Source organism: Streptomyces sp. R-07 (assembly GCF_049913175.1).
Lineage (GTDB): Bacteria > Actinomycetota > Actinomycetes > Streptomycetales > Streptomycetaceae > Streptomyces.
Window position 1 is genome coordinate 6,867,754 of the sequence record NZ_CP183978.1, and the last position, 25,520, is coordinate 6,893,273.

Sequence of the window (25,520 nt, forward strand, 5' to 3'; positions counted from 1 at the left end):
GGCGTCACAGCGGTGGCGGCTCGATGTCGCACTCCGCGCGCCGCCCGGCCTCCGCCGACAGCGTCTCCCAGTGCTCGGCCCCCAGGGTGTCGTGGTAGCGGCGCACCACCGAGGCCAGCAGCTCCGCGCCCCGCTCCTCCTCCCCGCAGGACACGAGGTCGAGCGACAGGTTGCACAAGGCGGCCAGGGTCGCCGGATGCCGGTCCCCGTACCGCTCCTCCAGGGTTCCGGCACACCGCTCGCCGAGCTCTCGGGCCGCCTCGTGCTCGCCCGCCCTGGCCAGCCCCGTCGCCAGGTTGACGTGGGCGAGCAGCGGCCACGGATGCGTCGGGTACAGCGCCTGTTCGAGGCCGGGCGCGGTCGTCTGGTCGAGCCGGAGCGCCTGCGGGAACTTGCCCACCGCACGCAGCGCCGCCCCGTGGTTGACGGCCGCCACGTACGTCAGCGGGTGCTCGGTGCCCAGCACCGTCCGGTATCGGTCCACGGCCTGCGCGCCCTGCCGCTCGGCGGCCTCGGCGTCGCCCGTCAGCCGCAGGTCGTTGGCGAGGTTCGCGAACGCGGCGAGCGAGTCGATGTGCATCGGCCCGAAGATCGCCAGGTACAGGTCGAGCGCCTCCTCGGCCAAGGACCGCGCCCAGTCGAAACGACCGGCCTTGCGGCAGGTCACCGACATGTTCTTGATCGCCCGCATGGTGTGCGGATGCCGGTCGCCGTACTGCGCCCGGTACTGCGCGACCGTCTGCTCCTGGAGTTCGAGCGCGGCCGCGTACTCACCGCACTCGCGCATGTCACGGGCCACGTTGTTGACGGAGAAGAGGGTCGAGTGCGCGGAGGGGCCGAGGACCGTGCGGCGGTCGCGGTGGACGCGCCGGTCGAGCGCCAGGGCCTCCCCGTAGCGCCCGTTGACGCGCAGGCTCACGCCATAGTTGTGCCCGGCCCGCAGGGCGAACGGGTCCTCCGACCCGTACACGTTGACGCTGCGCCGGTACGCGTCCTCGTCCAGCTCCAGGGCGTCCGCGAAGCGGCCCGCCGTCCGCAGGTCGGCGGCGAGCGCGCCGGCGGCCGTGAGCGTGTACTCGTGGTCGTCGCCCACCGTCTCCCGCAGCCGGCGCAGCACCTCCTCGCTCAGCGGCCTAGAGGTGGAGAACTCGGCGAGCTGCCAGTGCGCGCTCGCCCGGTACCGCGTCGCCCACAGGGTCTGGAGGTCGTCCGCGCCCAGGAAGGAGCGCCAGTCCGTGCTGATCCGCTCGCCGAGCTGCGCGGCCCCGCGCAGCACGCCCCGGGCCAGCAGATAGGAGATCAGATTGATCGCGGTGTCCCGGATGTGCCGGTCCTCGCAGTGCGGCAGCCCCGTCGGCTCCAGGTGCGGAAGGATGTCGGCGTAGTTCCGCCAGTGCTCGGGCCGTTGGGTGTCGCCCGGGTCGTGCGCGGCGATGACCTGGTGCACCAGGTGCCGCATGTCGCTCTGCTCCTGCTCCGACAGCTCGTCCTGGAGCACCGCCCGGACCAGCCGGTGCATCTGCACGGTGCCGGCCACGTTGTCGACGGTGAGCAGCGAGAACTGGTTGATCGCCCGGATGGTACGGCCCCGGGACAGCGGGTCGCGGGCGAGCCGCATGAGCGCCGGCGGCAACGGCAGCATCCTGGCATCGTGCAGGAAGTCGAGCGCGACCGGCTCGGGCCCGAAGAAGGCGAGCAGCCGCAGGAGTTCGAGCGCGCCCGGGGTGTTCTCGGCCAGCGACTCCATGGAGGCCCGCCACACCACCGCCACGGGCAGGGTGATCGAGTCGACGCCCTCGGCGAGCACCTCGGCCCGTCGCCGCTCGATCATCGGGAGGAACTCCCGCACCGCGATGCCGGTCTGCCGCTGGAGCGCCGCGCACTGCTCAAGAGCGAGCGGCAGGTCGCCGAGGAGTTCGGCGAGCTGGTCCGCCTGCTCCGGACTCGCCCAAGGGGCCCGCGCCCGCAGGAAGTCCAGGCTCTCGGTACGGGTGAACACGTCCACCTTCGTCGCGAGCACCCGGTCCGACCAGCCGGCGTGGCGCGAGGTGATGAGGATGCGCCCGGTCCCCCCGGAGTCGCCGATCAGCGACGGCAGGTAGGGGATGACGTCGTTGGGCTGTCCCGCGTTGTCGAACACGAGCAGCCAGCGGCTGTGCGGCGTGCCCGCGGCGAGCGCGGCCAGGACGCGCGCCACCGTGTCGCTCTGCGGGTCCGGCACGAGGCCGAGTTCCGGCGCCAGCATGGTCAGCTGGGCGCGGATCACGGCCGGCTGCTCGGCGTCGATCCACCACACCCGGTCGTACTCCTGCCGGTGCAACTGGACGTACTTCAGGGCGAGCTGGGTCTTGCCGACGCCCCCGAGGCCGTGCAGCGCGTGCGGGAGGACGGCGGCCCGCGGGCTCGCCCCCAACTGCCGGTGCAGCTCGGCCAGTTCGGATTCGCGTCCGGCGAAGTGCGGATTGGGCAGGGGTACGGAACGAGGTGAGCGGGACTGGCCGGAAGGGGCCGCCCCCCTGGAGCCGGTCGTGGTGCCGCTGCCGCTGCCGCTGCCGCTGCCGCTGCCGCTGCCGCTGCCGCTGCTGTCGGTGTCGGTGTCGCCGGGGCCGGGGGTCGTGGTGCCCGGTGCGGCGTCTCCCGTCGATGGGGACGTCATGCTGGGTTCCTTCTCGATCGGGGGCGTTGTGCGGTCGTTCCGGTCGGGGTCGGGGTCCATCGCGTCCACGAGCTCCCTCTCGCTCCCGGCCTCGGGTCCGGCGGCGAGCCCCGGGCCGGTCCACGGGGCCTCGTCCGTCGGTGGGTTCGCCGCCGGATCCCTCGTCGGCTCCTCCGCCGTCACCCCTTCCCCGGCGGTGACCGGACCGAACGGCGTCGACCCCCGAACCGGGTCCCAAACCGCACCATAGGGTGGACCGAGCGCCCTCAGCGCGGGCCCCGCGGCGTCGAGGAGCTCGCGGTCCAGGTCGGTGAGCGTGTCCGCGTCCGGCCCCTCCCGGCTGCCGATCACGGTGCTCACCAGGTCCGGCCGCGCCCCGACCGCGCGTCCGGCGAGCGCCGAGGTCTCCTGGAGCGTACGGAGCAGCTCGGTGCGGCCGAGGCCGCGCAGCAGCCCGGAGCGCACCCCGTCCAGGAACTCGAACGCGTACTCCTCGCCGGTCCGTCCCGGGCCGGCCGTGGTGCGTAACGAGAGGAGCCCGCCCAGCAGGATCTCCGCGAACGGCAGCGGTCCGCCGACCGCCGTCGGCCCCTGCCGCACCGCCTCCACCACCGCGGGCCGCAGCGGCACCATGGCGAGCCGGGCCGCGAGCCGCCGCGCGGCCGGAGAGGCGTGCTGCAGGAAGCGCCGCACCGCCAGGTCCGGCGGCACCGGACGCCGCCGCTCCTCCCAGGTGAACGGCGGCAGGCAGTGCGCTGTGAGCCCCTGCTCGTCCACGAGGAGCGAGGTCGTCTCGGCCCACGGCAGCGCGCCGCCGGTCACCATCCGGGCCCACCCGGCGAACCAGTGGGGCTCCAGCTCGAGGACGGGCACGGGAACGGGCAGCGGATCGACCGGGCCGCTGTCGCGCGGCCGCTCCCAGCGGCCGTACCGCAACAGCTCCAGGCGGGAGTTGGGAAGGCCCGGCGCGTCGGCGCGCACGCGCAGTTCCATCGGGACGCCGTCGCAGAGGTCCCACAGATGGGTGGGGAGCGGCTGCAGCACGGCGACCGGAGCGCGTCTGCCCCAGGTGTGCAGCAGCCGGGGCACGGCCCCGCCGGCCCAGGCGTCGCCGACGCAGTCGCTCATCACCAGGACGATCCGGCGGCCGTCCGGATGGAACAGTTCGGCGGGGCTGTGCCGCAGTCCGCCGTCGGCCGAGCGCAGCACGGCGTGCTTGCCGTCCCGGGTGTCCAGCGACCAGAGCCGGACGTCCGCGAACGCTCCCTGCATGCGCAGGAGTTCGGCGAACGCGCGGGCCACCGGCTGCCACACCGTCATGGACACGCTGTGCTCCACGACGAGGGCCACCTCGAACCAGCGGTCCGGCGGCCGGGTCAGCACCGGGTTCCACTGGCCGGTCTCGGCCGCCCGCACCGCGGTCGCCTCCTCGTCGAGCACCGGCCGCCGGGCGCCTCCGGGCAGCCGCCGGTTGAGCGGCCGCAGGGCCCGGGCCAGCGCGCGGGGGTCGCGGAGCGCACCGGGCAGCTCCTCCCCGGTGACGGCGCCCCGGCCGGAGGAGAGCGTGTGGGAGACCCGGGGGAGGGCGGGCCGGGGGCCGTCGGACTCGGCCGGAGCGGTGGCACCGGCGCCCTGAGCCCGCTGCGCCGCCGTACCGCCGGCATCGGTCGCTGTGCCGACGCCGTCGGGCGATTCCCCCGTCGCATGGGAGGGACCCGGAGGGCCGGAGGAGTCGGAAGGACCAGTGGAGTCGGAAGGACCGGAGGAGCCGGAAGGGTCGGAGGGGGAGCGGGCGTCGTCGCGGCCGGGCCCGTCCTGACCGTCCGTGCCTCGGTCTCCGGCGCCGCCGGCAGTGGTCTCCCGGTCGTCCGTCTCACGGGCGTCCGCCTCCCGGAGCAGGCCCGGTGGGCCCTCCTCCTGCCCGATCACCTCGGCGAGCCAGATCGCCTCCGCCCATTCGCGGGCCGTGGGCTCTGCGGAGCCCCCGGGTCCGGTCATGGTGAGGTGTCCGACGACAGGTTCCGCCAGAGGGCGTCGCGCAGTTGCCGCCAGGAGGCGTCGTCCGCCTCGGCGGCGCCGTTGGTGAGCATGTGCACGGTGTTGAGCAGCTGGTCGACGGCGAGGTCGGAGCTGTCGCCGCGCCGCTCCACGAACTCCCGCACCAGATCCCGCGTCCGCTCGTCGAGCGCCCCGCCGAAGTGGGAGGCGACCATCGCGGCGAGCCGCTGCCCGTCCGGCGCGGGCATCCTTACCTCAAGGCACCTGCGGCGGAAGGCGGGAGGGAAGTCACGCTCCCCGTTGCTGGTGATCACCACGATGGGGAACTCGGCGCAGCGCACGTGTCCCGCCGTCACGGTGACCCGGTGGTCGTGGTCGGCGGTGGCCACCTCCACCTGGCGCTGCGACTGGGCGAGCCGATCCAGCTCGGGGACGCGGTACTCGCCCTCCTCGAAGATGTGCAGAAGGTCGTTGGGCAGGTCCACGTCGCTCTTGTCGAGCTCGTCGATGAGGAGCACCCGGGGGCGCCGCCACGGCAGCAGGGCGGTCCCCAGGGGGCCGAGCGTGAGGTAGCGGCCGATGCCGGGCAGCGGGCCGTCCCCTGCGGGAGCGCGGCGCCCCGGCTGCGGGGCGTCCTGGACACGGCCGATGGCGTCGTAGTCGTACAGTCCGTCGCGGAGCGTGGTGCGGCTGACCACCGGCCACCACAGCACCCCGCCGAGGCCCAGCTCGGAGGCGATCTGGTGGGCGAGGGTGGACTTCCCGGTGCCGGGCGCGCCGGTGACGAGCAGGGGGCGCCGCAGATGGATCGCGGCGTTCACGACGTGCAGCACCGTCGGGTTCAGCGTCCCGCCGCGGCGCCTGCCGAGCCTGCGCCGGGTGTCGTGGGCGTCCGCGGGCACCGGCACGGTCAGCGGGCCGCGCTCGGACTCCGGCCGGAAGCGGCGCCAGCTCGGCGGAGGGGGAATCTTGGGCAGCACCTCGTCCTCGGGCGAACGGTGCTCACCGGTGTCCCGGAAGAGCCACCAGCCGGGCACGGAAGGCACGTCGGCCCCCTCGGCACCCGCGGCGCCGTTCGCGCCGCCCGTCGCGCGGTCCACGGTCCCGCTCATGGCAAGCCACCCCCGGTCGACGGATGCCCCAGCGCGGCGTCCGCCCCCTCCAGTCCGTCACGACCGTCCCACACTAGGCTGATGTGGCGATGCAGGTCCAGAACGGCGAAGACGTCCGCGTCCGGCCCCACCTCACCCCTCAACATCCTTACCCGCTCGGGCAGTTCCATGAGCCTGCCCGCCAGTACTTTTCGTGTCTTCCGTTCCGCCTCCGGATGGCCGCCCACCTCCCGCACCGCCACGATCACCGGAATCCCCATCTCCAGCAGTACGTTGACCGCGTCTCCCTCCAGGCCACCGGTGTACGAAGGGGGTTCGAGGAACAGCCAGCCGAGCTGCTCGTGGTCGTGGCGCAGCTGCCGGAGCAGCTCCACCGGCAGCAGCCGCTCGCCGTACTGCACCACGCGGACGGCGGCCGACTCGAAGGCGGTCTCCGGGGCCGTGGTGAGGAGGTCGGACCGCGCGTGGAGCCGCGGCCGCCAGTGCGGCTTGGCCCACCGGTCCCGGCTGCGGACCACGACCGTGTGGTCGGCCCCGATCGGCCGGGCCACCGAGTCCGGCGGCCGGGCCATGATCTGGTCCACCGGCAGCCAGAGCAGCGGCCTCGGCAGCAGGAACTCGACCACCATCCCGGCGCTCAGCTCCCCGAGCCGCTGCACGCAGGACAGATAGCGGCCCGCGACCTCCTCCTCCATCGCGGCCCGCGTCGACAACTGCACCGGCTCGCCGAACGGCCGCGCCCCGTCCGGGCCCGGCGGCACCACCCAGGACCGCACGGTGTACAGGTCGGGCACGGGGGTGCGCGCGGTGATCTCCACGAGCAGCCGGTACGGGCACACAGGCCGGCCGGCCCGCGCCGCCACCTCGTCGCGCAGCCGGGTCAGCCGCTGGGGGCTGCGGCAGCCCAGCTGGGCGGCGACCCGCCCGCTCCAGGCGTGCAGCCGGGCCCGCAGCGGGGCGTCCTCCAGGACGGCGACGGTCTCGACGAGGACGAGCAGTGGGTGCGGCTCGTCCTCCCAGCCGTACGGCAGGTCCTCGAAGACCGCCAGGAGGGCCCCGATCTCGCCCTGCCGGTCGTCGTGGCCCCGGTCCGGCCCCCAGTCCTCGGGGGACGTCGGGCCGGCGCCGGCGTCATGCAGGACGCGCAGGGCGAGCGAACGCAGCCGGGGCGCCTGCTCACAGGACTCCAGGAGCTCCGACAGGGACCGGCGGTGGTGCGGCTCCAGGAGGTCCGAGGGGAAGAGCTGCCGGTGCAGCCGCTCCACCGCCCGCCAACTGACCGTCTTCTGGTGACCGCGGGAGAACTCCTCCAGATAGACGGCGAGACCGCCCGGATGGTCGGCGCAGTAGGCCAGCTCCAGGGCGAGCGCCTCCACACTGCCGCCCTCGGGAGCACGCGGGTCCGCCCCGCACTCCGACGCGACCCGGCGCAGCGCCGCCGACCGGGCCGAGGTGGTGTCCGCGGGCGAGCGCCGGAGCCGGACCATCTCGTGGGCCAGCGTCCAGTACGGATCGTGGGAGCCGCTCATCGCACGGCCCCACCGCCGGAGCCCCGCGCCCGCAGGCGGGCGACCTCGCGGTCGAACTCCCGCATCGGCAGCGAGCCCGACTCGTACCAGCGCAGCGCCGCCGCGAACCGGTCGATGCCGTCCTCGTACTCCAGGCAGAGCCCGAGCACCGCCCGCGCGTCGTTCATCAGGACCCCGGTCCGCTCGACGTGGAAGGCTATGTCGTCGCCGGTGTCCCGGAGCACCCGCTCACGGCGGTGCGGATCGGCGAAACTGCGCACCTTCACGAGCACCCGGGCGAGCTCCCGTTCGGCGCTCGACGGCCAGGGCGGGGGGAAGACGTCCACCGGGCCGGGGAAGCGGTCGGGTGCGTACGGGCCGGGGCCGACGTCGTGGCCGTGGCCGTGATCGTGGGCGGGGCTGTGGGCGGGGACCGAGTCGTGGGCGGGGTCGTGGGCGGCGGGACCGGCCACCGCGTCCGCGAGAGCCGGGCAGTACCGTACGGCGATCTCGACCGGGATCATCCAGCCGGTACGGCGCTCAGCGCGGGTGTCCTCCGCGACCACCAGACCGATCACGTCCCCGGAGCCGTCGACGACCCCGGCTCCGCTGTAGCCCTGCCGCAGCCGGTCACCGGCCTCGCCCGCCGCCTCCAGCTGCATCCACTCGGGACTCAGCCCGCCGGACCCCATCAGGCGGGCCCGCACCCACAGCCCCGCGGGCGCGCCGGCGACCTGCCCGAAGGCGCGGACGATCCGGTCGCGGGCGGGGCCGCACGGCCGCAGTCGGGCGGGCTCGCAGTCGGCCGGGGCGTCCTCGCGCAGTTCGAGCACCGCGACGTCGGCCCGCTCCTCGTCCGGCGGCGCCCAGCCCTGAGGCGCGACCCCGGCGCGCACCGGCCGCGCGCCGGGTGCGAGGGAGCCGGGGAAGTCCACGGTGAGCTCGGCCTCCCGCGGGTCCCCGTCCTCGGGGTCGAGCGCCCCTTCCACCACGTGCGCGCAGGTCAGCACTCTGCCGCCGGCCACGAGCACCCCGGCGCCGACGGGTGTGCCCCGTGCGTCCAGAACCCGTACCCGCCACGATTCCGTGAGCGAACTGCCCACCCCTGTGCCCCCGTTCCCCGCTCCGCGAGCCTCCGCCCCGTGCCCGGTCTCCCGGGTCCGGGCGGGGCCGCGGTGAACCAGGTACGGGAGGAGCGCGTGTTACGGCCATGCTAAGCAGCAATACCCGGTAGGCGTCCCGACAAGTCGCCGAATCGGACGGGACGGCCGTGGGCTGGCCGAATGTCGCTGTCGGCCGGGATCGCGCACGAGTCGGCTGGTTCGGTCCGCCGCGCGGACCGGTCGAGACCTTTTCCTCCGCCGGCGGGAGACGCCCACGGCATCCACCCCTCAGGGACGCCGATTTCCCGAAGTCGGGCGACATCACCCCTGTTCCGCGATTTCTTCGACGAGCGTCCCGGCTGAGCCAAATGCCCGGGAATGGTAAGTCGGTTGACGGAAGATCAGCGGCTTGGTTAGAAAGCCGACGCCGTGACCGGCGTACCTCGGGCGGGGCCGATTTCGCGTGTACGGGAAACGGTCTTCTTCGGCATGCCCTGAGGTGGCCCGGTCGGGCCAGTTCCACCACGACCGGCGACGGATAACCGTGCCGGCGTGCCAGTGCGCCCTCTTGAGGAGGGTGCAGAGGAAGGGAATGGCGTGAAGGTGAGATATGGGCGGGCGATAGCCTGCCTCGTGGTTTCGGCCGTGGCCGGAACCATGCTGCCACAAGCCGCCTACGCGGCACCAGTTTCGAATGGCGACGGCGGGGGTATTGCGGACGCATTCGAGGGCTGGTTCTCGGATTCCGACGAGGCAGGCAGCGATACCGAAACTCCGCGTACGGGCGGCGCCCCGGTCCTGCCGAGTCGTGAGAAGTTGCCGAAGGGCAAGGCTGCGCCGAAGGCGAAGCGGGTTGCCGAGCTGGCCGGGAAGCGGACCGCGAACGCGCGGTACTGGATGTTGTCGGACGGTCGGGTTCAGGCCGAGGTGTCGGCGGTTCCGACGGGTTACCGGTCGGGGAAGTCCTGGAAGGACGTCGATCCGACGGTCGTTCCGTCCGATGTCGAGGGCTTCGCGTTCTCCAACACGACGAATGCTGCGAGCAGTTGGTTCGGCTCGGAGGCGGACAGGTTGCTGCGGTTCGAGGCCGGTGACGGGCATGCGGTGACTCTGGGTCTTGAGGGTGCGGGGAAGCTCGCGCCGGTGGCCAAGGGTGACACGGTGACGTACAAGGACGCGGTGTCCGGTGCGGATCTGTCGTATGTGGTCGGTCCAGGGCGGGTGAAGGAGAACATCGTCCTGGGCGCGAAGCCGTCCGGTCCGGTGTCGTTCACGTTCACGCTGGACGCGGGTGGTCTGACGCCGAAGGCGAACAAGGACGGTTCCGTCTCCTTCTTCGGTGAGGGTGCGGACCCGGTCCTCGTCATTCCGGCGGCGTTCATGACGGACGCGAAGAAGGACGCGAAGGCTCCGTACGGCTCCGCATACAGCGGGAACGTGACGCAGAAGCTGACCCGGGCGGGTAAGGGCTGGGAGCTGACCGTCACGCCGGACGCGAAGTGGCTGGCCGCTCCCGAGCGGCAGTACCCGGTCACCATCGACCCGACGATCTCGATCGCGCCGACGCCGTCGACGGCGCAGGACGTGATGATCTCGTCGGACGGTCCGGCGACGAACTACGACGACAACTGGCGTCTGTCCGTCGGTAACACCTCCACGGGTTCCTCTCGCGCGCTCCTGCGGTTCCCGGTCAGCAGTATCCCGTCGGGGACGAAGCTGGACTCGGCTGATCTGAAGCTGTATTTCGATCAGACGCACACCACGGGTGATTCCGAGGTGCAGCTGGAGGCGCACCGGGCCACGCAGGCGTGGACGGAAGCGCAGGCCACGTGGGACAACGCCAACGCGATCACGGGTGAGTTGTCGGGCACGGCGGTCGTCGTCGATGACGGCGACACCGGTCGTACGGCTGCGGTGGGTGCCTGGCCGGCCTCCGGGAACACCGCCTACACGCAGTACGCGGTGAACCAGGACTACCTGTACAACAAGGACGCGGTCGCGGGCGACACGTACACCTGGCAGCCGAGCCTTCCTGAGGACGGCACGTACCAGGTCGAGACCCACTACGTTCCGGCTTCGGACCGTGCGACGAACGCGCCGTACACCGTCACGTACGACGGTGGCACGAAGGCCTACACCGTCAACCAGCAGGCCGGCACCACCGGTGTGTGGAAGACGCTGGGCTCGCACCCGTTCAAGGCGGGCACGCTCGGCAAGATCGTCCTCGGCGACGGGCCTGTCACGACCGCGACCTCGGTCATCGCGGATGCGGTGCGGTTCACCAAGGGTGGTGTGGTCACCAAGCAGCCCGGTGAGCTGAACACCTGGCATTCCTTCCCGGTGACCAAGACGGTTCAGTCGTGGATCGACGGGGCGAACGTCAACAACGGTTTCGTGATCAAGGCCGGTGACGAGTCCGTCAACGGTCCCAAGGGCGGGCCGCGTTACGAGGGCAGCGAGTTCGGGTACGGCGGCGAGACCGCCAACTACCCGCGCCTTGTTCTCACGTTCGGCCGTCAGGGCGTCGACCTCTCCGCCCCGACCACGATCCACGACACCGGCGCGGAGCTGAACTGGTCCACGTACCAGGACAAGGACCCGGTCGGGACCGGTGACGACCTCGTCGAGTACCAGGTCCACCGCTCCGTCAGCCAGACCTTCACCCCCTCCGCCGCCACCCTCGTCGCGCCCGTCGCGCCGGGCACGACGTCGTTCACGGACACCTCCGCGACGCCCACGAAGGCGGATGACCCCGACCCGTACGGCCGCGCCTACTACTACATGGTCGCGGTCAAGACGAAGGACGGCCAGGTCGTCGCCGCGCCCACCCAGCTCGTACGCCTGCCCAAGGCCGGCCGCACGACGAAGGTGTACGCCGCGACTCAGGACACCACGGTCTCCTCGGCGCAGCCCACGACGGCTCACGACACGATCGACGACGCGGGTCCGAAGAACTGGCTGTCGGTCGGCAACAATTCGTCGACCTATGGCGACACGCGCGCGGTGCTGAAGTTCCCGGCCCTCGGCATTCCCGCCACCGCCCGCGTCCTCGACGCGAACGTCCGCCTGTGGTCCACGCAGACCGCCCAGGACACCACCGGTGCGCTCTATGAACTGCGGCCGCTGACGCGTGACTTCGACGAGTCGGCGACCTGGGTGAAGGCGGACGCCGCCACGAACTGGACCGCTCAGGGCGGTGACGTGGGTGCTTCCGTGTCCGATGTCGGGGCGATGACCAACGACCCCGCCCGTCACGACTGGAACGTCACCTCGCTCGCCCAGTCCTGGGTGACCACCCCGGCGTCCCAGAAGGGCGTCGCCATCAAGATGGCCGACGAGGCCGCCTCACAGGAACGCACCCTGTTCCTGTCCTCCGAAGGCACCGAGCCGCGCCTCGCGCCGAGGATCGTGGTCACGTACATCGACTCCACAACCGAGTCGACGTACTACGCGCCGCAGACCCCCGCGCGCATGACTCCGAACACCGACTACACGGTCGACTTCACCCTCACCAACACCACGGCCGCGAACTGGACGGCGACGGATCACGTCCTGTCCTACCGATGGACCCTGCCGGACGGTACGGACGTCACGAACGGCGGCAACCAGGTCCAGACGCCGCTGTCCGGCACGGTCGTGCCGGGTGACAGCGTGGACCTCCAGGCCACGGTGAAGACGCCGATCAACTCGGACAACGGCAACAAGCGCACGGACTACGTCCTGACCTGGGACGTCTACAACAAGACGACCGGTGCCTGGGTCTCCGGCAGCTCCGGCATCCCGGGCCTCGCCCAGAACGTGGCGGTGGAGGATCCGACGTCCAACCAGCTCGGCATGGAGAAGTTCTACTCCTACACGGGCAAGAACACCGGTGCCGGCTCGACCGTGATGAACAACCTGTCGTCCGGCAACAGCGTCTGGTCGTACAACGCGTTCACCAACCCCGGCCGCGGCGTCAACACCTTCGCCCGGTTCGCGTACAACAGCCTCGACACCTCCGACACGGTCTCGGGTTACGGCTGGTCCTTCCAGGTCGCCGGCCCGATCCGGCTCGGCGCGCCGCTGGAGTTCCACCCGAAGCCGAATCCGACGGAGATCCGTCTTCCCGACGGCGACGGCACGACCCACGTGTTCCGCTGGGACTCGGCCACGAGCTCGTGGAAGGCGCCGGCCGGTGTCCACTACAAGCTTGCCGCCAAGCCCGGCCTGGACTGCACGCCGCTGAAGGACCCGGTTCCGGACGCGTGGACGATGACCCGTCCCGACGGGACCCGGTTCGTGTTCGGCTGCGACGGCTACATGACGTCGGTCGTGGACAAGAACGGCAACACGCAGACGTACACCTACGAGGAGAGGAAGTCGAACAACAAGCCGACCAAGTTCCTCAAGTACGTCACCGACCCCGCCGCTCGGCAGTCGCTGACGATCGAGTACTACTCCAAGGCCGACAGCAGCAACCCGAAGATCATCGACCACGTCAAGTCGATGACCGACATCTCGGGCCGCAAGGTCGCCTTCGAGTACTCCGACAAGGGTCTGCTCACCAGGATCACCGACGGGGCCGGCTCCACCCAGCCCAAGGTCTTCGGCTTCGAGTACGACGCCACCCAGGGCAACAAGAACGTCAAGCTCGTCAAGATCACCGACCCGCGCGGCAACGCCACCGCCATGGCCTACTACGCCCCGCAGACCGGCGACGACCCGAAGTACCACTGGTGGACGAAGACGATCACCGACCGTCTCCAGGGCGCCACGGGCTTCACGTACGCGGCGGACGCCGCCAACAACAAGTTCACCGACACCAAGGTGACCGACGCCGAGTCCCGTGCCACGGACTATGTCACCGACGACTTCGGCCGACCGGTGCAGAGCGTCAACGCCAAGTCCGAGACCACCAAGCTGGGTTGGGACGCGGACAACAACGTCACGTACATGGAGGAGAACAACGGCGCCAAGACCGCCTACTGCTACGACCAGAGGACGGGCTACCCGCTCTGGCAGCGCGACGCGGAGAACAACAAGGCGGGTGTGCCGGCCCAGAGCGAGTGCGCCCCGGGCACCTATCCGGCGAACTCCACCCAGTACACGTACCGGACCCGCGCCGACGGCTACTCCGCCGACCTGGCCACCAAGACCTCGGCCGAGGGCCGGAAGTGGCAGTTCGGCTATGACGCCTTCGGCAACCTGAAGACGGTCACCGACCCCAAGGGCGTCGCCACCGCGACGGCGGGTGACTACACCACCTCGTACGAGTACGACGCCTACGGTCAGCTCACCAAGGCGACCGACGCCAACGGCAATCCGACCGTCAACACCGCCTTCGGGCCCACCGGTTACCCGACGAAGATCACGGATGCCCTGAACAACCCGTCGTGGTTCGTCTACGACGAGCGCGGCCAGGTCCGCGAGGTCACCGACGCGCTGGGCAAGAAGACCACACAGACGTACGACGTGTACGGCCGCCCGATGACCAAGACCGTGCCCAAGAAGCAGGACCAGGGCAGCCTGATCACCACACCCGCCCCGGTCTACGACGCCAACGACAACATCGTCACGTCGACGGCGCCCAACGGAGCCGTCTCCACGGCCGTCTACGACGCCGTCGACCAGGTCGTCTCGGCGACGGCGCCCAAGGACACCACCACCTCGGACGAGCGCCGGACGAGCTACACGTACGACAAGGCGGGCAACCTCACCTCGACCACCGAGCCCAAGGGAACGCTCACCGCGGGCGATCCGTCCGACTACCGCACGACCCGGACGTACGACGCCGTCCACCAGCTGACGTCCGTCGTCAACGCCGCAGGTCACAAGCTGTCCTACGAGTACGACAACGTCGGCAACCTGGTCACGGTGGTGGACCCGAAGAAGAACGCCACCGCCGACACCACGGACTTCACCACCAAGACCGTGTACGACCTGGACCACCGGGTGACGTCGGTCACGGACGCCGCCGGCAAGACCACCAGGAAGACCTACGACAAGGACAGCCTGGTCGTCTCCACCACGGACGCCGAGAACAACACCACGACCGTCGTCTACGACGAGCGCGGGAAGAAGAAGGAGGTCAAGGTCCCGTACGAGGGGACCACGTTCCGCAGGACCACGTACGAGTACGACCAGGTCGGCAACGCCACCAAGGTGGTGAGCCCCCGGGGCGTCGACACGGCGGCCGCGGACGACTTCACCGTGGAGACCACGTACGACGCGCTGAACCGGGCGAAGCGGCAGATCCAGCCGTACGACCCGGCGGACGCCCGGTACAACAAGAAGGTCTGGACGGAGACGACGTACGACGAGGTCGGCCGGGTGAAGACCGTGTCGGCACCGCCGTCCGAGGGTCAGACCGTCCGCAACGACACCACCTACACGTACTTCGACAACGGCTGGGTCGAGTCGTCCACCGATCCGTGGTCCATCGTCACCAGCTACGACTACAACGAACTGGGCAAGCAGACCGCGCGTACCCTCACCTCGGCGGGCGGTTCGTCGAACCGCACGATGACGTGGTCGTACTTCCCCGACGGCAAGCTGAAGTCCCGTTCGGACGACGGCGTGCCCGTCGGCAGCGCGGTGGTGCTCGTCGACAACTCCGACACGCAGAACACCTCCTCCACCGGGACGTGGACGAAGGCGAGCGGCGTCGGACAGCAGGGCTACGACCACCAGGTCCACGCCGCCGGTACGGGCACGGACGCCTTCACCTGGACCCTGAACATCCCGAAGGACGGCACCTACACCGCGTACGTGAAGTACCCCAAGGCGACCGGGGCCGCCACGACCGCGAAGTACACGGTCTCCCACGCGGCCGGCACCACGGACAAGGTGATCAACCAGAGCACCGGTGACGGCACCTGGGTCCCGCTCGGCTCGTACTCCTTCACCCAGAGCGGCGCCGCGAAGCTCCAGCTGTTCCAGAACAGCGGAGGCGTGGTCCTCGCCGACGGCGTCAAGCTCGTCCGGAACAGCACGGGCGAGACCGACACCGAGAAGAACGACTTCACGTACGGCTACGACGCCAACGCCAATCTGACCTCGATCGGCGACACGTCCTCCGGCGCCCGCATCGACGCGTACACGGTCGCCTACACGGGTCTCAACCAGGTGCAGAAGGTCACCGAGTCGGCGGGCGGCCAGGAGAAGAAGGCAACCTCCTTCACCTACGACGCCAACGGCCTGCAGGAGACGGTCACGCACCCCGACCAGTTCTCCCGCTACACCTACGACCTGCGCGACCTCGTCGCGTCGGTGTCGGTCGGCACGTCCGCGACCGACGCGTCCCCGAAGGTCAGCTCGTACACCTACACCGCGCGCGGCCAGAAACTGAAGGAGACCAAGGCCAACGCGAACACCGTCGACCTCGCCTACTTCCTCGACGGGGCCGTGAAGAGCCGCACCGAGAAGAAGGCGAACGGCACGCTCGTCTCCCAGCACACCCTGAGCTACGACGCCAACGGCAACCCGGCCCTGGACACCGGCCGGAAGATGAGCGCGGACGCGACGTCCACGTACATCGACGTCGCCGCCTCCTACACCTACGACCCCGTGGACCGCATCGCGAAGGTCACCAAGACCGGGACGTCCGCCTCCACCGAGACCTACGTCCACGACGACAACGCCAACGTCGTCGCGCAGACGGTCAAGGGCGTGTCGTCCACCTTCGGCTACGACCGTGACCGCCTGCAGTCGGCGACGGTCTCCGGTGCGATGGCGAGCTACGACTACGACGCCTTCGGGCGGCTGACCACGGTCACCGGCGGCGGCAAGGTCGTGGAGCGGAACACCTACGACGGCTTCGACCACGTGGTCGAGACGTCCAGGCTCACCAGCGGCGGCGGCCAGTCCGTCACGCAGTACGCCTTCGACCCGTTCGACCGGACGGTCGGCAAGACCGGCGGAGGCAAGACCACCACGTTCAACTACCTGGGCCTGTCGTCCGACGTGCTGAGCGAGGAGGTCGCCGGCGCGGTCACCGCCTCGTACCAGTACTCGCCGTGGGGCGAGCGGCTGTCCCAGCTCCGGAACCCCGGAGGCACCGAGGAACTGGGCGTGTACGGCTACAACACGCGCGGCGACGTCGAGACCGTCACCACGACGGCCGGCGACACCTCGGCGACGTACGGGTACACGGCGTACGGCAAGGACGAGGCGGGCGAGTTCACCGGCCGCGACAAGCCCGACCCGGACGACCCGGCCAAGGACGCGTTCAACCCGTACCGCTACAACGCCAAGCGGTGGGACGTCTCCTCGGGCACGTACGACATGGGCTTCCGCGACTACCGGCCCGAGCTCAACCGCTTCACCACCCGGGACATGTACAACGGCGCCCTCGCCGACATGAAGCTCGGCGCCGACCCGGTGACCGGCAACCGGTACGCCTTCACCGGCGGCAACCCGGTCGGCCGGGTGGAGCTCGACGGCCACGAGCCGGACTGCATGGGCTACAACAGCTTCACCTGCCCGCGGATGAACCAGGAGACGGAGGAGACCCCGTCCGGACCCGGCGAGTGGGGCAACGGCTGGCAGCTGACCACGGACGACACCCCGTCCACGGACGAGCCGGCGGCGCCCCCGGCGCCGCAGCCCAAGCCGATCCCGGCGTGGGAGAACTTCCTCGGCGGCATGGCCCACACGCTGCTGACCGGCTTCACACAGGGCGGCCGCGACGGCGGCAGCACGGGCATCTGTGCCGGAATCGGCGGCGCGATGTACACGGGCTACGCCGAGCAGGGCTGCTTCATGGTCGTCCAGACCAGCAACGGCGACTACGACATCGGCTTCACCGAGAGCCACGGTCCGTCGGTCGGCAGCGGAGCCTCCGCCAGCCTCGACGTCGTCTGGAGCAACGCGGACAGCTTCAACCAGCTCGCGGGCTCCGGCGCCGGCGCCGACGTGGCGGCGGGTCCGCTGCTCGGGGTGCACGTCCTGGGCAGCGTGGCCGTGAACTCCGAGGACGAATGGTCCTTCCCCACGGACTGGAGCGACCCGTTCGTGCGCAACAGCAGTGGTGATCCCGTGTACACCGTCGGCGCCGGCGTCACCTTGGTGACCGTCTTCGATGGAGGCGCCGGCACCAGCTTCACCACGGTCTACGGGGAGAGCGGATGGTGACATGATTCCAGCCGCCCGGGGTGCGGGTACCGGCACGCCCGGCGCCCGCACCCCGGGCGGCACCCCTTCCGCACACGGCACACGGCACTTGGCACATCGCACATCGCACAGTTCCGAACTACGAACGGAGCAGCATGTCCTACGACGGGGCGTTCCTGTGGGGCCCGGCGAACTTCTCCGGGCGGCCGCCCGGCAGGCTGGTGGTGGAGGGCGCCGTCGTGGGCCTGCTGACCGCCGGCCTCATCGCGGGCGCCGCGGTGACCGGGGTGTCGACCGGCTACGCCACGATCGGGACGGTCGTCGGCATCGTGGTGGCCCTGGCCTCCGCCGGGTACCTCTTCGCCACGAACGCGGGACGCGCCCTGGTGGGCGCCGTCGCGCTGTTCGGCGGGTTCCTCGCCTGGTGGATACCGGGTCACGCCGCGGACGCCGTCCTCGCGGCGCGCGGCGTGAGCCGTACGGTGGTGGTCACCGAGGTCCACGTCCACCGCTACGAGGGGCGCGACTACGTCAAGAACTCCTGCTCGGTCCAGCTGCTCGACGGCACCCCCGTACGGACCGAGGCCTGGCGCACCTGTGGCGCCGACACCCGGCCCGGCCGGCACCTCACGATGGTCTTCGACCCCGAGGGCGCCGTCCCGCCGACCGACAGCGTCCTGCCCGCCACCGCCTTCGAGGGCTTCGCGGGGCCGGCGGCGGCTAGTCTGGCCCTGGCGGCGCTGTGCTGCGTCGCGGTGATCAGGTCCCAGCCCTGAGGGGCGTACTTTCTATCTCCTATGCGCGTTGTTCCTAGAATGGCCTGGTGAAGGACATCGACGCGATCGCGGTGCTGCAGGATCCGGTGCGCCGCCGTCTGTACGAGTACGTGGTGGCGCAAGGCCGGGAGGTCGGCCGCAACGAGGCCGCCGAAGGGGTCGGGGTGGCGCGCACGCTCGCCGCGCACCATCTGGACAAGCTGACCGAGGCCGGACTCCTGGAGAGCGGCAGCCGGCGGCTCACCGGGCGATCGGGGCCGGGCGCGGGCCGCCCCGCCAAGGTCTACATGCGGGCGCGGGGCGAGCGCTCGGTCTCGCTGCCCGCCCGCGACTACCGCACGGCCGCCGAGCTCCTCGCCGAGGCCGCCGAGCAGGCCGGGCTCGATGCCGGGCTCTGCGCGGCGGCGCGCCGCCGGGGTGAGGTCCTGCGAGATGCGGCAGGAGTCTGCGGCGGGCTCGAAGAGGCCGTGGAGATGCTGGCCGCCCGCGGCTACGAGCCGTACATGGAACGCGCCGAGGGGGCTGTCGCGGACGTCGTCCGCATGCGCAACTGCCCCTTCCACGCTGTCGCCGAAAGCTTTCCGCCGCTCGTCTGCGGCATGAATCTCGCACTCCTGGAAGGGCTGCTCGGTACGGACGGTCCGGTACGCGCGCGCATGGACGCCCGACCGGGGGAGTGCTGCGTGGTGGTCGAGGCTTCTAAAAACAACGAGCATTGACATAGAAAAGCGGGGCGTGCTGGGATGAGGCCATGACCGCATCCACGCATGCCGCCCCCGCCCACCTCGCCCAGCTCAACATCGCCACCCTCCGGTACCCCATGGACGACCCGCGCGTGGCGCCGTTCGTCGAGATGCTCGACCCGGTCAACACCGCCGCCGACGGCGCGCCCGGCTTCGTGTGGCGGCTCGTGGAGGAGGGCGAGGCCGATGCGACCGGCCTGCGGCCGGCGGGGGAGGACGTCATCGTCAACCTGTCGGTGTGGGAGTCCCAGGAGGCGCTGTGGGACTTCGCCTACCGCAGCGGGCACCTGGAGATGATGCGGAGGCGCCGCGAGTGGTTCCGGCGGCACGTGGAGGCGCACCTCGTGCTGTGGTGGGTCCCCGCCGGACACGTCCCGACCGTCGCCGAGGCCCTGGAACGGCTCGCGGAGCTGCGCGCCGACGGGCCCTCCCCGCGCGCCTTCACCTTCGCCTCCTCGTACACCGCCGCCGAGGCCGCCGGAGCGGCCGGGCGCACTCAGGTCGAGCGCACTCCGGCTCAGCACACCCCGGACGGGTCCTCGGCGGCGGTCTGATGCGGGGTCAGCCGAATTCGGGAATGGGGTGGTCCGGGGTCAGGGCGGCGGCGATGCGCTGGGCGATCACATGCGCCGAGTGGCTGTCCTGGGCGTCGGGCCCGTTCGTGGTCGAGACCGCGATGGACAGGCGCTCGGACGGCAGGTACGCCTGGGACGCGGAGTAGCCGAAGAACAACGGGTGCTGGGCGACCCAGTCGCCCAGGACGAGCACGCCCATCCCGTCGTGGGTCGCTTCGGTCTGGGTGAGGCAGACCGTGGGCGGGCACTTGTCGGTGGCGTGGCCCAGGCCGACCGTTCCCGGGTTCAGGAGCTCCTCGTAGGACGCCCGGGAGAGCAGCCGGCCCGAGCCGATGCCGGCCGCCGAGCGCTCCAGGTCACAGATGTCGGTGGTCTCCACCGCGCCGGGCGCGGTGGTCCACGAGGGGTTCCAGAAGGTGGACTCCTCGTACGTCCCCCGGTCGCTGGAGAAGGCGTGCAGGACCGGCTCGGGGATGTCCGGGGTGAAGCTGTTGCGGGTCTCGCGCAGTCCGAGCGGGCCCAGGATCTGACGCTGCAGCAGGACGTCCAGACGGGTTCCGGTGATCTTCTCCAGGGCGGCGCCCAGGAGGAGGAAGTTGGCGTGCGAGTAGCTCCAGTTGGTGCCCGGCTCGTACCACCGCTCCTGGCTGGTCGACAGCTTCACGAGTTCGTCGGCCGTCCACTGGCGGAAGGGGTCCGCGCCGACGGCCTGCTGGAACGCGGGCAGGCGGACGTAGTCGACGAGACCGGTCGTGGAGGCGGCCAGCATGCGCAGCGTGATCCGGTCGCCGTCCTTGAGGCCGGGCAGCCAGGGCGCGACGGGGTCGTCGAGGCCGACCTTGCCCTGGTCGACCAGCCGCAGGAGTGCCGTGCCCATGTAGCTGATCGCGATGTTGCCGTTGCGGAAGTGCATGGCCGGGGTGGCCGGTACGCCCGTCATCGACTCGCCGAGCGCGGTGGTGACGACCTCGCGTCCGTCGGCGGAGACCCGCAGGATCACGGACTTGAGGCCCATGTCCGCCTTCGCCTGCTCGGCGATGCGCAGGATGTCGCGCGCGGGGCCGCGGTCGGGCAGCCGGGAAGCGGTGCAGGGCCGGTGGTGGCGGGCGTCGGTCGTCGGGGCGCCGGCCGCCGCGGCCGGGGCGCTGAGGGCGAGGAGCGCGGCGACGGCGGTGACCGTGGCGCGGCGCGACCGGGACGTGGCCGGGCGCGCCCCGGGCGTGGAGCGGGGTGGTCTCATGGCCGGAGTATTGGCCCGGGGCGCGCGCGTGGCGGCCGGGGTGCCGTCGACCCGCGCGAACATCACCCGACAGGCGGGGCCCGTGTCCCGCCGACGTCGCACCCGACAGGCGGGGCCGACGTCCCCGCCGACGTCGCCGCGAGGGAGTGCGGCGGCGACGTCGGTGAGGTGAAGGAGGGCACCCGGTCAGCCCGCGGTCGCGTTCGCGGCCTGCTCGATCAGGTCGACGACGGCCTCGGGCTGCGAGGCCAGGGAGGCGTGACCCGCGTCGAGGTTTCCTTCTCGCCGCCGCCTTCGGCGACGCAAGAAGGACCTCGAAGGCCGGTGGAGCGAAGGCGAGGACGCCGACACGGAAGCCTGCGTACCGCCCTGCGTCAGTACCGCTCGTTCTTCAACCGGCTGCTCACGACCTGACGTCCGCCCCCCCGCCGTACGCACCCGCCCGGCCGGCCCGACGAGCCGGCCGGGCGGGTGTGGCGGGCTCAGCGCAGGTCGAACCGGTCGAGGTTCATCACCTTGTCCCACGCCGCCGCGAAGTCGCGCGCGAACTTCTCTCCCGCGTCCGCGGACGCGTACACCTCCGCGATCGCCCGCAGCTGGGAGTGCGAACCGAAGACGAGGTCGACGGGGGTGGCGGTCCACCGCACCTCGCCCGTGGCGCGGTCGCGGCCCTCGAAGACGTTCTCGTCGGACGTCGACGCCTTCCACTCCGTGCCCATGTCGAGGAGCTGGACGAAGAAGTCGTTGGTCAGCGACTCCGGCCGGTCGGTGAAGGCCCCGTGCGGCGACCCTCCGAACCCGGTGCCGAGCACCCGCATACCGCCGACGAGCACCGTCATCTCGGGCGCGGTCAGCGTCAGCAGGCTGGCGCGGTCGAGGAGCAGGGTCTCCGGCGACAGCTTCTCGCCCGCCCGGAGGTAGTTGCGGAACCCGTCCGCCCGGGGTTCGAGCACCGAGAACGACTCCACGTCGGTCTGCTCCTGCGAGGCGTCCGTGCGCCCCGGCGTGAACGGGACCGCGATGTCGTACCCGGCGTTCTTCGCGGCCCGCTCGACGGCCGCGCACCCGCCGAGGACGATCAGGTCCGCGAGCGAGATCTTCGCCCCGCCGCCCGAGCCCTCGAAGTCCTCGCGGATCCCGCCGAGGGTCTCGACCACCTGCGCCACCTCGGGCAGGTCGTTGACCTCCCAGTCCTTCTGCGGCGCGAGCCGGATCCGTGCCCCGTTGGCGCCGCCGCGCTTGTCGGTGCCGCGGAAGCACGCCGCCGACGCCCAGGCGGTGGTGACCAGCTGGGAGAGGGAGAGGCCCGAGTCGACGATCCTGGCCTTGAGCGCGGCGATGTCCGCCTCCCCGACCAGCGGGTGGTCGACCGCGGGGACGGGGTCCTGCCAGAGCTGCGGCTCGGGGATCCACGGCCCGAGGTAGCGCGAGAGGGGGCCCATGTCGCGGTGCAGCAGCTTGTACCAGGCCCTGGCGAAGGCGTCAGCGAGTTCGTCCGGGTTCTCGTGGAAGCGCTTCGCGATCGGCGCGTAGACCGGGTCGAGGCGCAGCGAGAGGTCCGTCGTCAGCATCATCGGGGCGTGCCGCTTCGACGGATCGTGCGCGTCGGGCACCGTGTCCTTCGCCGCCGCGTCCTTCGGGGTCCACTGCTGGGCGCCGGCGGGGCTCGTCGTCAGCTCCCACTCGTACCGGAACAGGTTGTCCAGGTAGCCGTTGTCCCACTTCGTCGGCTCGTTGGTCCACGCGCCTTCGAGGCCGCTGGTGAGCGCGTCGGCGCCCTTGCCGCTGCCGTACGTGTTCCGCCAGCCGAGGGCCTGCTGCTCCATGGGGGCGGCCTCGGGCTCCGGTCCGACGTACTCCGGGTCGACGGCGCCGTGACACTTGCCGAACGTGTGGCCGCCGACGATGAGCGCGACCGTCTCCTCGTCGTTCATCGCCATGCGCGCGAACGTCTCCCGGATGTCCCGGGCGGCGGCGACCGGATCCGGGGTGCCGTTGGGGCCCTCCGGGTTGACGTAGATCAGGCCCATCTGCACGGCCCCGAAGGGGCCGGTGAGCTCACGGTCGCCGCTGTAGCGCTCGTCCCCCAGCCAGGTGTCCTCGGGGCCCCAGAAGATCTCCTCGGGTTCCCAGACGTCCGGGCGCCCGAAGCCGAACCCGAACGTCTTGAACCCCATCGACTCCATGGCGCAGTTGCCCGCGAAGACCAGCAGGTCGGCCCAGGAGATCTTCCGCCCGTACTTCTGCTTGACCGGCCAAAGCAGCCGGCGCGCCTTGTCGAGGCTCGCGTTGTCCGGCCAGCTGTTGAGCGGGGCGAAACGCTGGGCGCCCGCGCCGCCACCGCCCCGGCCGTCCGCGATGCGGTACGTCCCCGCGGCGTGCCAGCTCATCCGGATGAAGAGGGGACCGTAGTGGCCGTAGTCGGCGGGCCACCAGTCCTGGGAGTTCGTCATCACCTCGAAGACGTCCCGCTTCAGGGCGTCGACGTCGAGGCCCGCGAACTCCTTCGCGTAGTCGAAGTCCTCGCCCATCGGGTCGGAGAGGGGCGAGTGCTGGTGGAGGACCTGCAGGTCCAGCTGGTTGGGCCACCAGTCCGCGTTGGTCTTGGGCCGGGTCTCGGTGGGGGTGGGTGAGGGGATCGCCGGGTTCTCGCTGTCGCTGCCGGGCACGTGGGTCCTTCTTCCGCTCATCGTGACGGGTTTCGGCGTCCGTCATGGTCGCGTACGGCGGACCGCGTGGACGCGATAACACGCAGAGCCGCGCCAACCGACGGAAATCATCGGAAGAGGGTACTTTCGGACAGCGGTGCCCGACGCCTGCCCACGCCTGCTACGGCGCGACGAGGGCCCGGGCGGCCCGGGCGATGTGGGTGCGGGAGATGCCGCACGCGTCGAGGAGCTCCTCGGTCGTGCCGGAGCCGGGCAGCTCCCTGACGGCGAGATGGGCGAAGGCGGGGTGGGCGTCGCCCCCGGCGAGCGCCGACAGGACGGCCTCCCCGAGGCCGCCCTCGGGATGGTGGTCCTCGACGACGACGAGGGCGCCGGTCTCCCGGGCCGCGCGGGCGAGGGTCCCGGCGTCGACGGGCTTCACCGAGTACAGGTCGACGACCCGGGCCCGTACGCCCTCGGAAGCCAGGTCCTCGGCGGCAGCCAGGCACTCGTGCAGGGTGACACCGGCGCCGATGAGCGTGACCCGGTCGTCCGGGGTGCGGCGCAGGGTCTTCGACCCGCCCACCGGGAAGGTCTCGTCCCCGGCGTAGAGGACCGGGTAGGCCCCGCGGGTGGTGCGCAGGTACGAGATGCCGTCCAGGTCGGCCATGGCCGCGGTCAGGGCGGCCGCGGAGGTCGCGTCGCTCGGGTACAGCACGGTGGAGCCGAGGACGGCCCGCATCATGGCGAGGTCCTCGACACCCATCTGCGAGGGGCCGTCCGCGCCGATCTCGACTCCGCTGTGCGTCCCGCACAGGGCCATCGTGATCCGCGAGACGGCGGCCATCCGGACGAAGTCGTGGGCGCGGGTGAGGAAGGCGGCGAAGGTCGTGGCGTACGGGCGGAAGCCGCGCACCGCCATGCCGACCGCCTCCGCGATCATCTGCTGCTCGGCGATGTACGTCTGGAAGTACCGCTCCGGGTGGGCCTTCCCGAACTCCTCGGCGTGGGTCGAGTTGCCGACCTCGGCGTCCAGGGCGACGACCTCGGGACGGGCACCGAGGGCGGCCAGGGCGGCACCGAAGGCGACCCGGGTGGCCACCTCGTCGCCCACCTCGTAGCGCGGCAGCTCGACCGGCGCGGCCTGCCCGGCGCCGGGGCGCGCGGGAGGGCCGGCGGGCGGGCGGGGGCCGCGCACCCGCAGGTCGCGCACGCCGCCGAGTTCGGCGACGGCGCGTCCGGCCAGGTCCTCGGGCAGCGCCTTGCCGTGCCAGCCGCCCTTGTCGGCCACCTCCGCCACGCCCCGGCCCTTCACGGTCCTGGCGACGACGACGGTGGGGCCGAGACCGGCGGCGGCCTCGGTCAGGGCCCGGTCGATCGCTTCGAGGTCGTGGCCGTCGACCACGACCGCCCGGCACCCGAACGCCTCCACCCGGCGGGCGTACGCGCCGGTGTCCCACTCCAGCTCGGTGGGGCCGCTCTGCCCGAGGCGGTTCACGTCGAGCAGCACGGTGAGGTTGGCGAGCCGGTGGTGCCCCGCCTTGTCGAGGGCCTCCCACACGGAGCCCTCGGCCGTCTCGCTGTCACCGCACAGCACCCACACCCGGGAGGACCGCCGCTCCAGGTCCCGGACCGCGAGCGCGATCCCCACGGCGTAGCCGATGCCCTGGCCGAGCGAGCCGGTCGCCACGTCCACCCAGGGCAGCTCGGGGGTGGGATGGCCCTGGAGGCGGTGGCCGAAGCGGCGGTACGTGGTCATCAGCTCGTCGTCGCCGATCGCCCCGGCGGCCTTGAACATCGCGTACAGCAGCGGCGACGCGTGCCCCTTGGAGAACACCAGGTGGTCGTTGTCCGGGTTGCCGGGCGCCTGCCAGTCGTAGCGGAGATGGCGGGTCATCAGGACCGCCATCAGATCGGCCGCGGACAGACTGGAGGTGGGGTGCCCGGACCCCACGGCCGTACTGGCGCGCACGGAGTCCACCCGCAGCTGCTGAGCGAGCTCGAAGACCTGGGAGAGGTCGCTGCTGGGGTCGAGCGGGGTGAGGGGCGGGGCGGTCATGGCGGGGTCCTT

At 71.5% G+C, this 25,520-nt stretch carries 11 protein-coding genes; 4 read left to right on the forward strand and 7 right to left on the reverse strand.

What is annotated here, in order from left to right; genetic code table 11:
- Positions 1-4: 4 nt before the first annotated feature.
- Genes fxsT through ACN9M0_RS31445 form a run of 4 tightly spaced genes read right to left on the reverse strand, consistent with a single transcriptional unit; the run spans position 5 to position 8,377 of the window.
- Entirely contained in the window at positions 5-4,654 is a 4,650-nt protein-coding gene (gene fxsT, locus ACN9M0_RS31430) for an FxSxx-COOH system tetratricopeptide repeat protein (protein ID WP_426404604.1), read from the reverse strand.
- A complete protein-coding gene (locus ACN9M0_RS31435) occupies positions 4,651-5,766 on the reverse strand; it encodes an AAA family ATPase (protein WP_366037681.1) in 1,116 nt (371 codons plus the stop codon). Before ACN9M0_RS31435 ends, fxsT begins: the two co-directional genes overlap by 4 nt.
- Entirely contained in the window at positions 5,763-7,295 is a 1,533-nt protein-coding gene (locus tag ACN9M0_RS31440; RefSeq protein ID WP_366037682.1) for a hypothetical protein, read from the reverse strand. The genes ACN9M0_RS31435 and ACN9M0_RS31440 overlap by 4 nt, the downstream gene beginning before the upstream one ends.
- Complete coding sequence (locus tag ACN9M0_RS31445) at positions 7,292-8,377, reverse strand: effector-associated domain 2-containing protein (protein ID WP_426404605.1); 1,086 nt, start codon at positions 8,375-8,377, stop codon at positions 7,292-7,294. Before ACN9M0_RS31445 ends, ACN9M0_RS31440 begins: the two co-directional genes overlap by 4 nt.
- Before the next feature lie 816 nt (positions 8,378-9,193).
- Between ACN9M0_RS31445 and ACN9M0_RS31450 the strand changes: the two genes are divergently transcribed.
- The 4 genes from ACN9M0_RS31450 (at position 9,194) to ACN9M0_RS31465 (ending at position 19,540) form a co-directional block, all read left to right on the forward strand.
- Positions 9,194-17,488, forward strand: coding sequence for a DNRLRE domain-containing protein (locus tag ACN9M0_RS31450; protein ID WP_426404606.1), 8,295 nt, complete (start codon positions 9,194-9,196; stop codon positions 17,486-17,488).
- Between the two features lie 134 nt (positions 17,489-17,622).
- The gene (locus tag ACN9M0_RS31455; RefSeq protein WP_366041868.1) at positions 17,623-18,243 is read left to right on the forward strand and encodes a hypothetical protein; all 621 of its coding nucleotides are present in this window, start codon (positions 17,623-17,625) and stop codon (positions 18,241-18,243) included.
- A 47-nt stretch (positions 18,244-18,290) separates the two neighbouring features.
- Positions 18,291-18,962: a helix-turn-helix transcriptional regulator gene (locus ACN9M0_RS31460; protein ID WP_426404607.1), complete on the forward strand. Its 672-nt coding sequence runs from the start codon at positions 18,291-18,293 to the stop codon at positions 18,960-18,962.
- 32 nt (positions 18,963-18,994) lie between these two features.
- Positions 18,995-19,540 carry a DUF3291 domain-containing protein gene (locus ACN9M0_RS31465; RefSeq protein ID WP_366041872.1) on the forward strand — a complete coding sequence of 182 codons (546 nt, stop codon included), beginning with the start codon at positions 18,995-18,997 and terminating at the stop codon, positions 19,538-19,540.
- Positions 19,541-19,547: 7 nt separating this feature from the next.
- Here ACN9M0_RS31465 and ACN9M0_RS31470 read toward each other — a convergent pair whose 3' ends face one another.
- The 3 genes from ACN9M0_RS31470 to ACN9M0_RS31480 form a co-directional block, all read right to left on the reverse strand.
- Positions 19,548-20,801 (reverse strand): serine hydrolase domain-containing protein, encoded by a 1,254-nt coding sequence (locus ACN9M0_RS31470; protein WP_366041873.1) that lies wholly within the window; start codon positions 20,799-20,801, stop codon positions 19,548-19,550.
- Positions 20,802-21,283: 482 nt separating this feature from the next.
- Positions 21,284-23,470 carry a catalase/peroxidase HPI gene (gene katG / locus ACN9M0_RS31475; RefSeq protein ID WP_366041874.1) on the reverse strand — a complete coding sequence of 729 codons (2,187 nt, stop codon included), beginning with the start codon at positions 23,468-23,470 and terminating at the stop codon, positions 21,284-21,286.
- A gap of 160 nt (positions 23,471-23,630) precedes the next feature.
- The gene (locus tag ACN9M0_RS31480) at positions 23,631-25,508 is read right to left on the reverse strand and encodes a transketolase (protein ID WP_426404608.1); all 1,878 of its coding nucleotides are present in this window, start codon (positions 25,506-25,508) and stop codon (positions 23,631-23,633) included.
- Between the last annotated feature and the right edge of the window lie 12 nt (positions 25,509-25,520).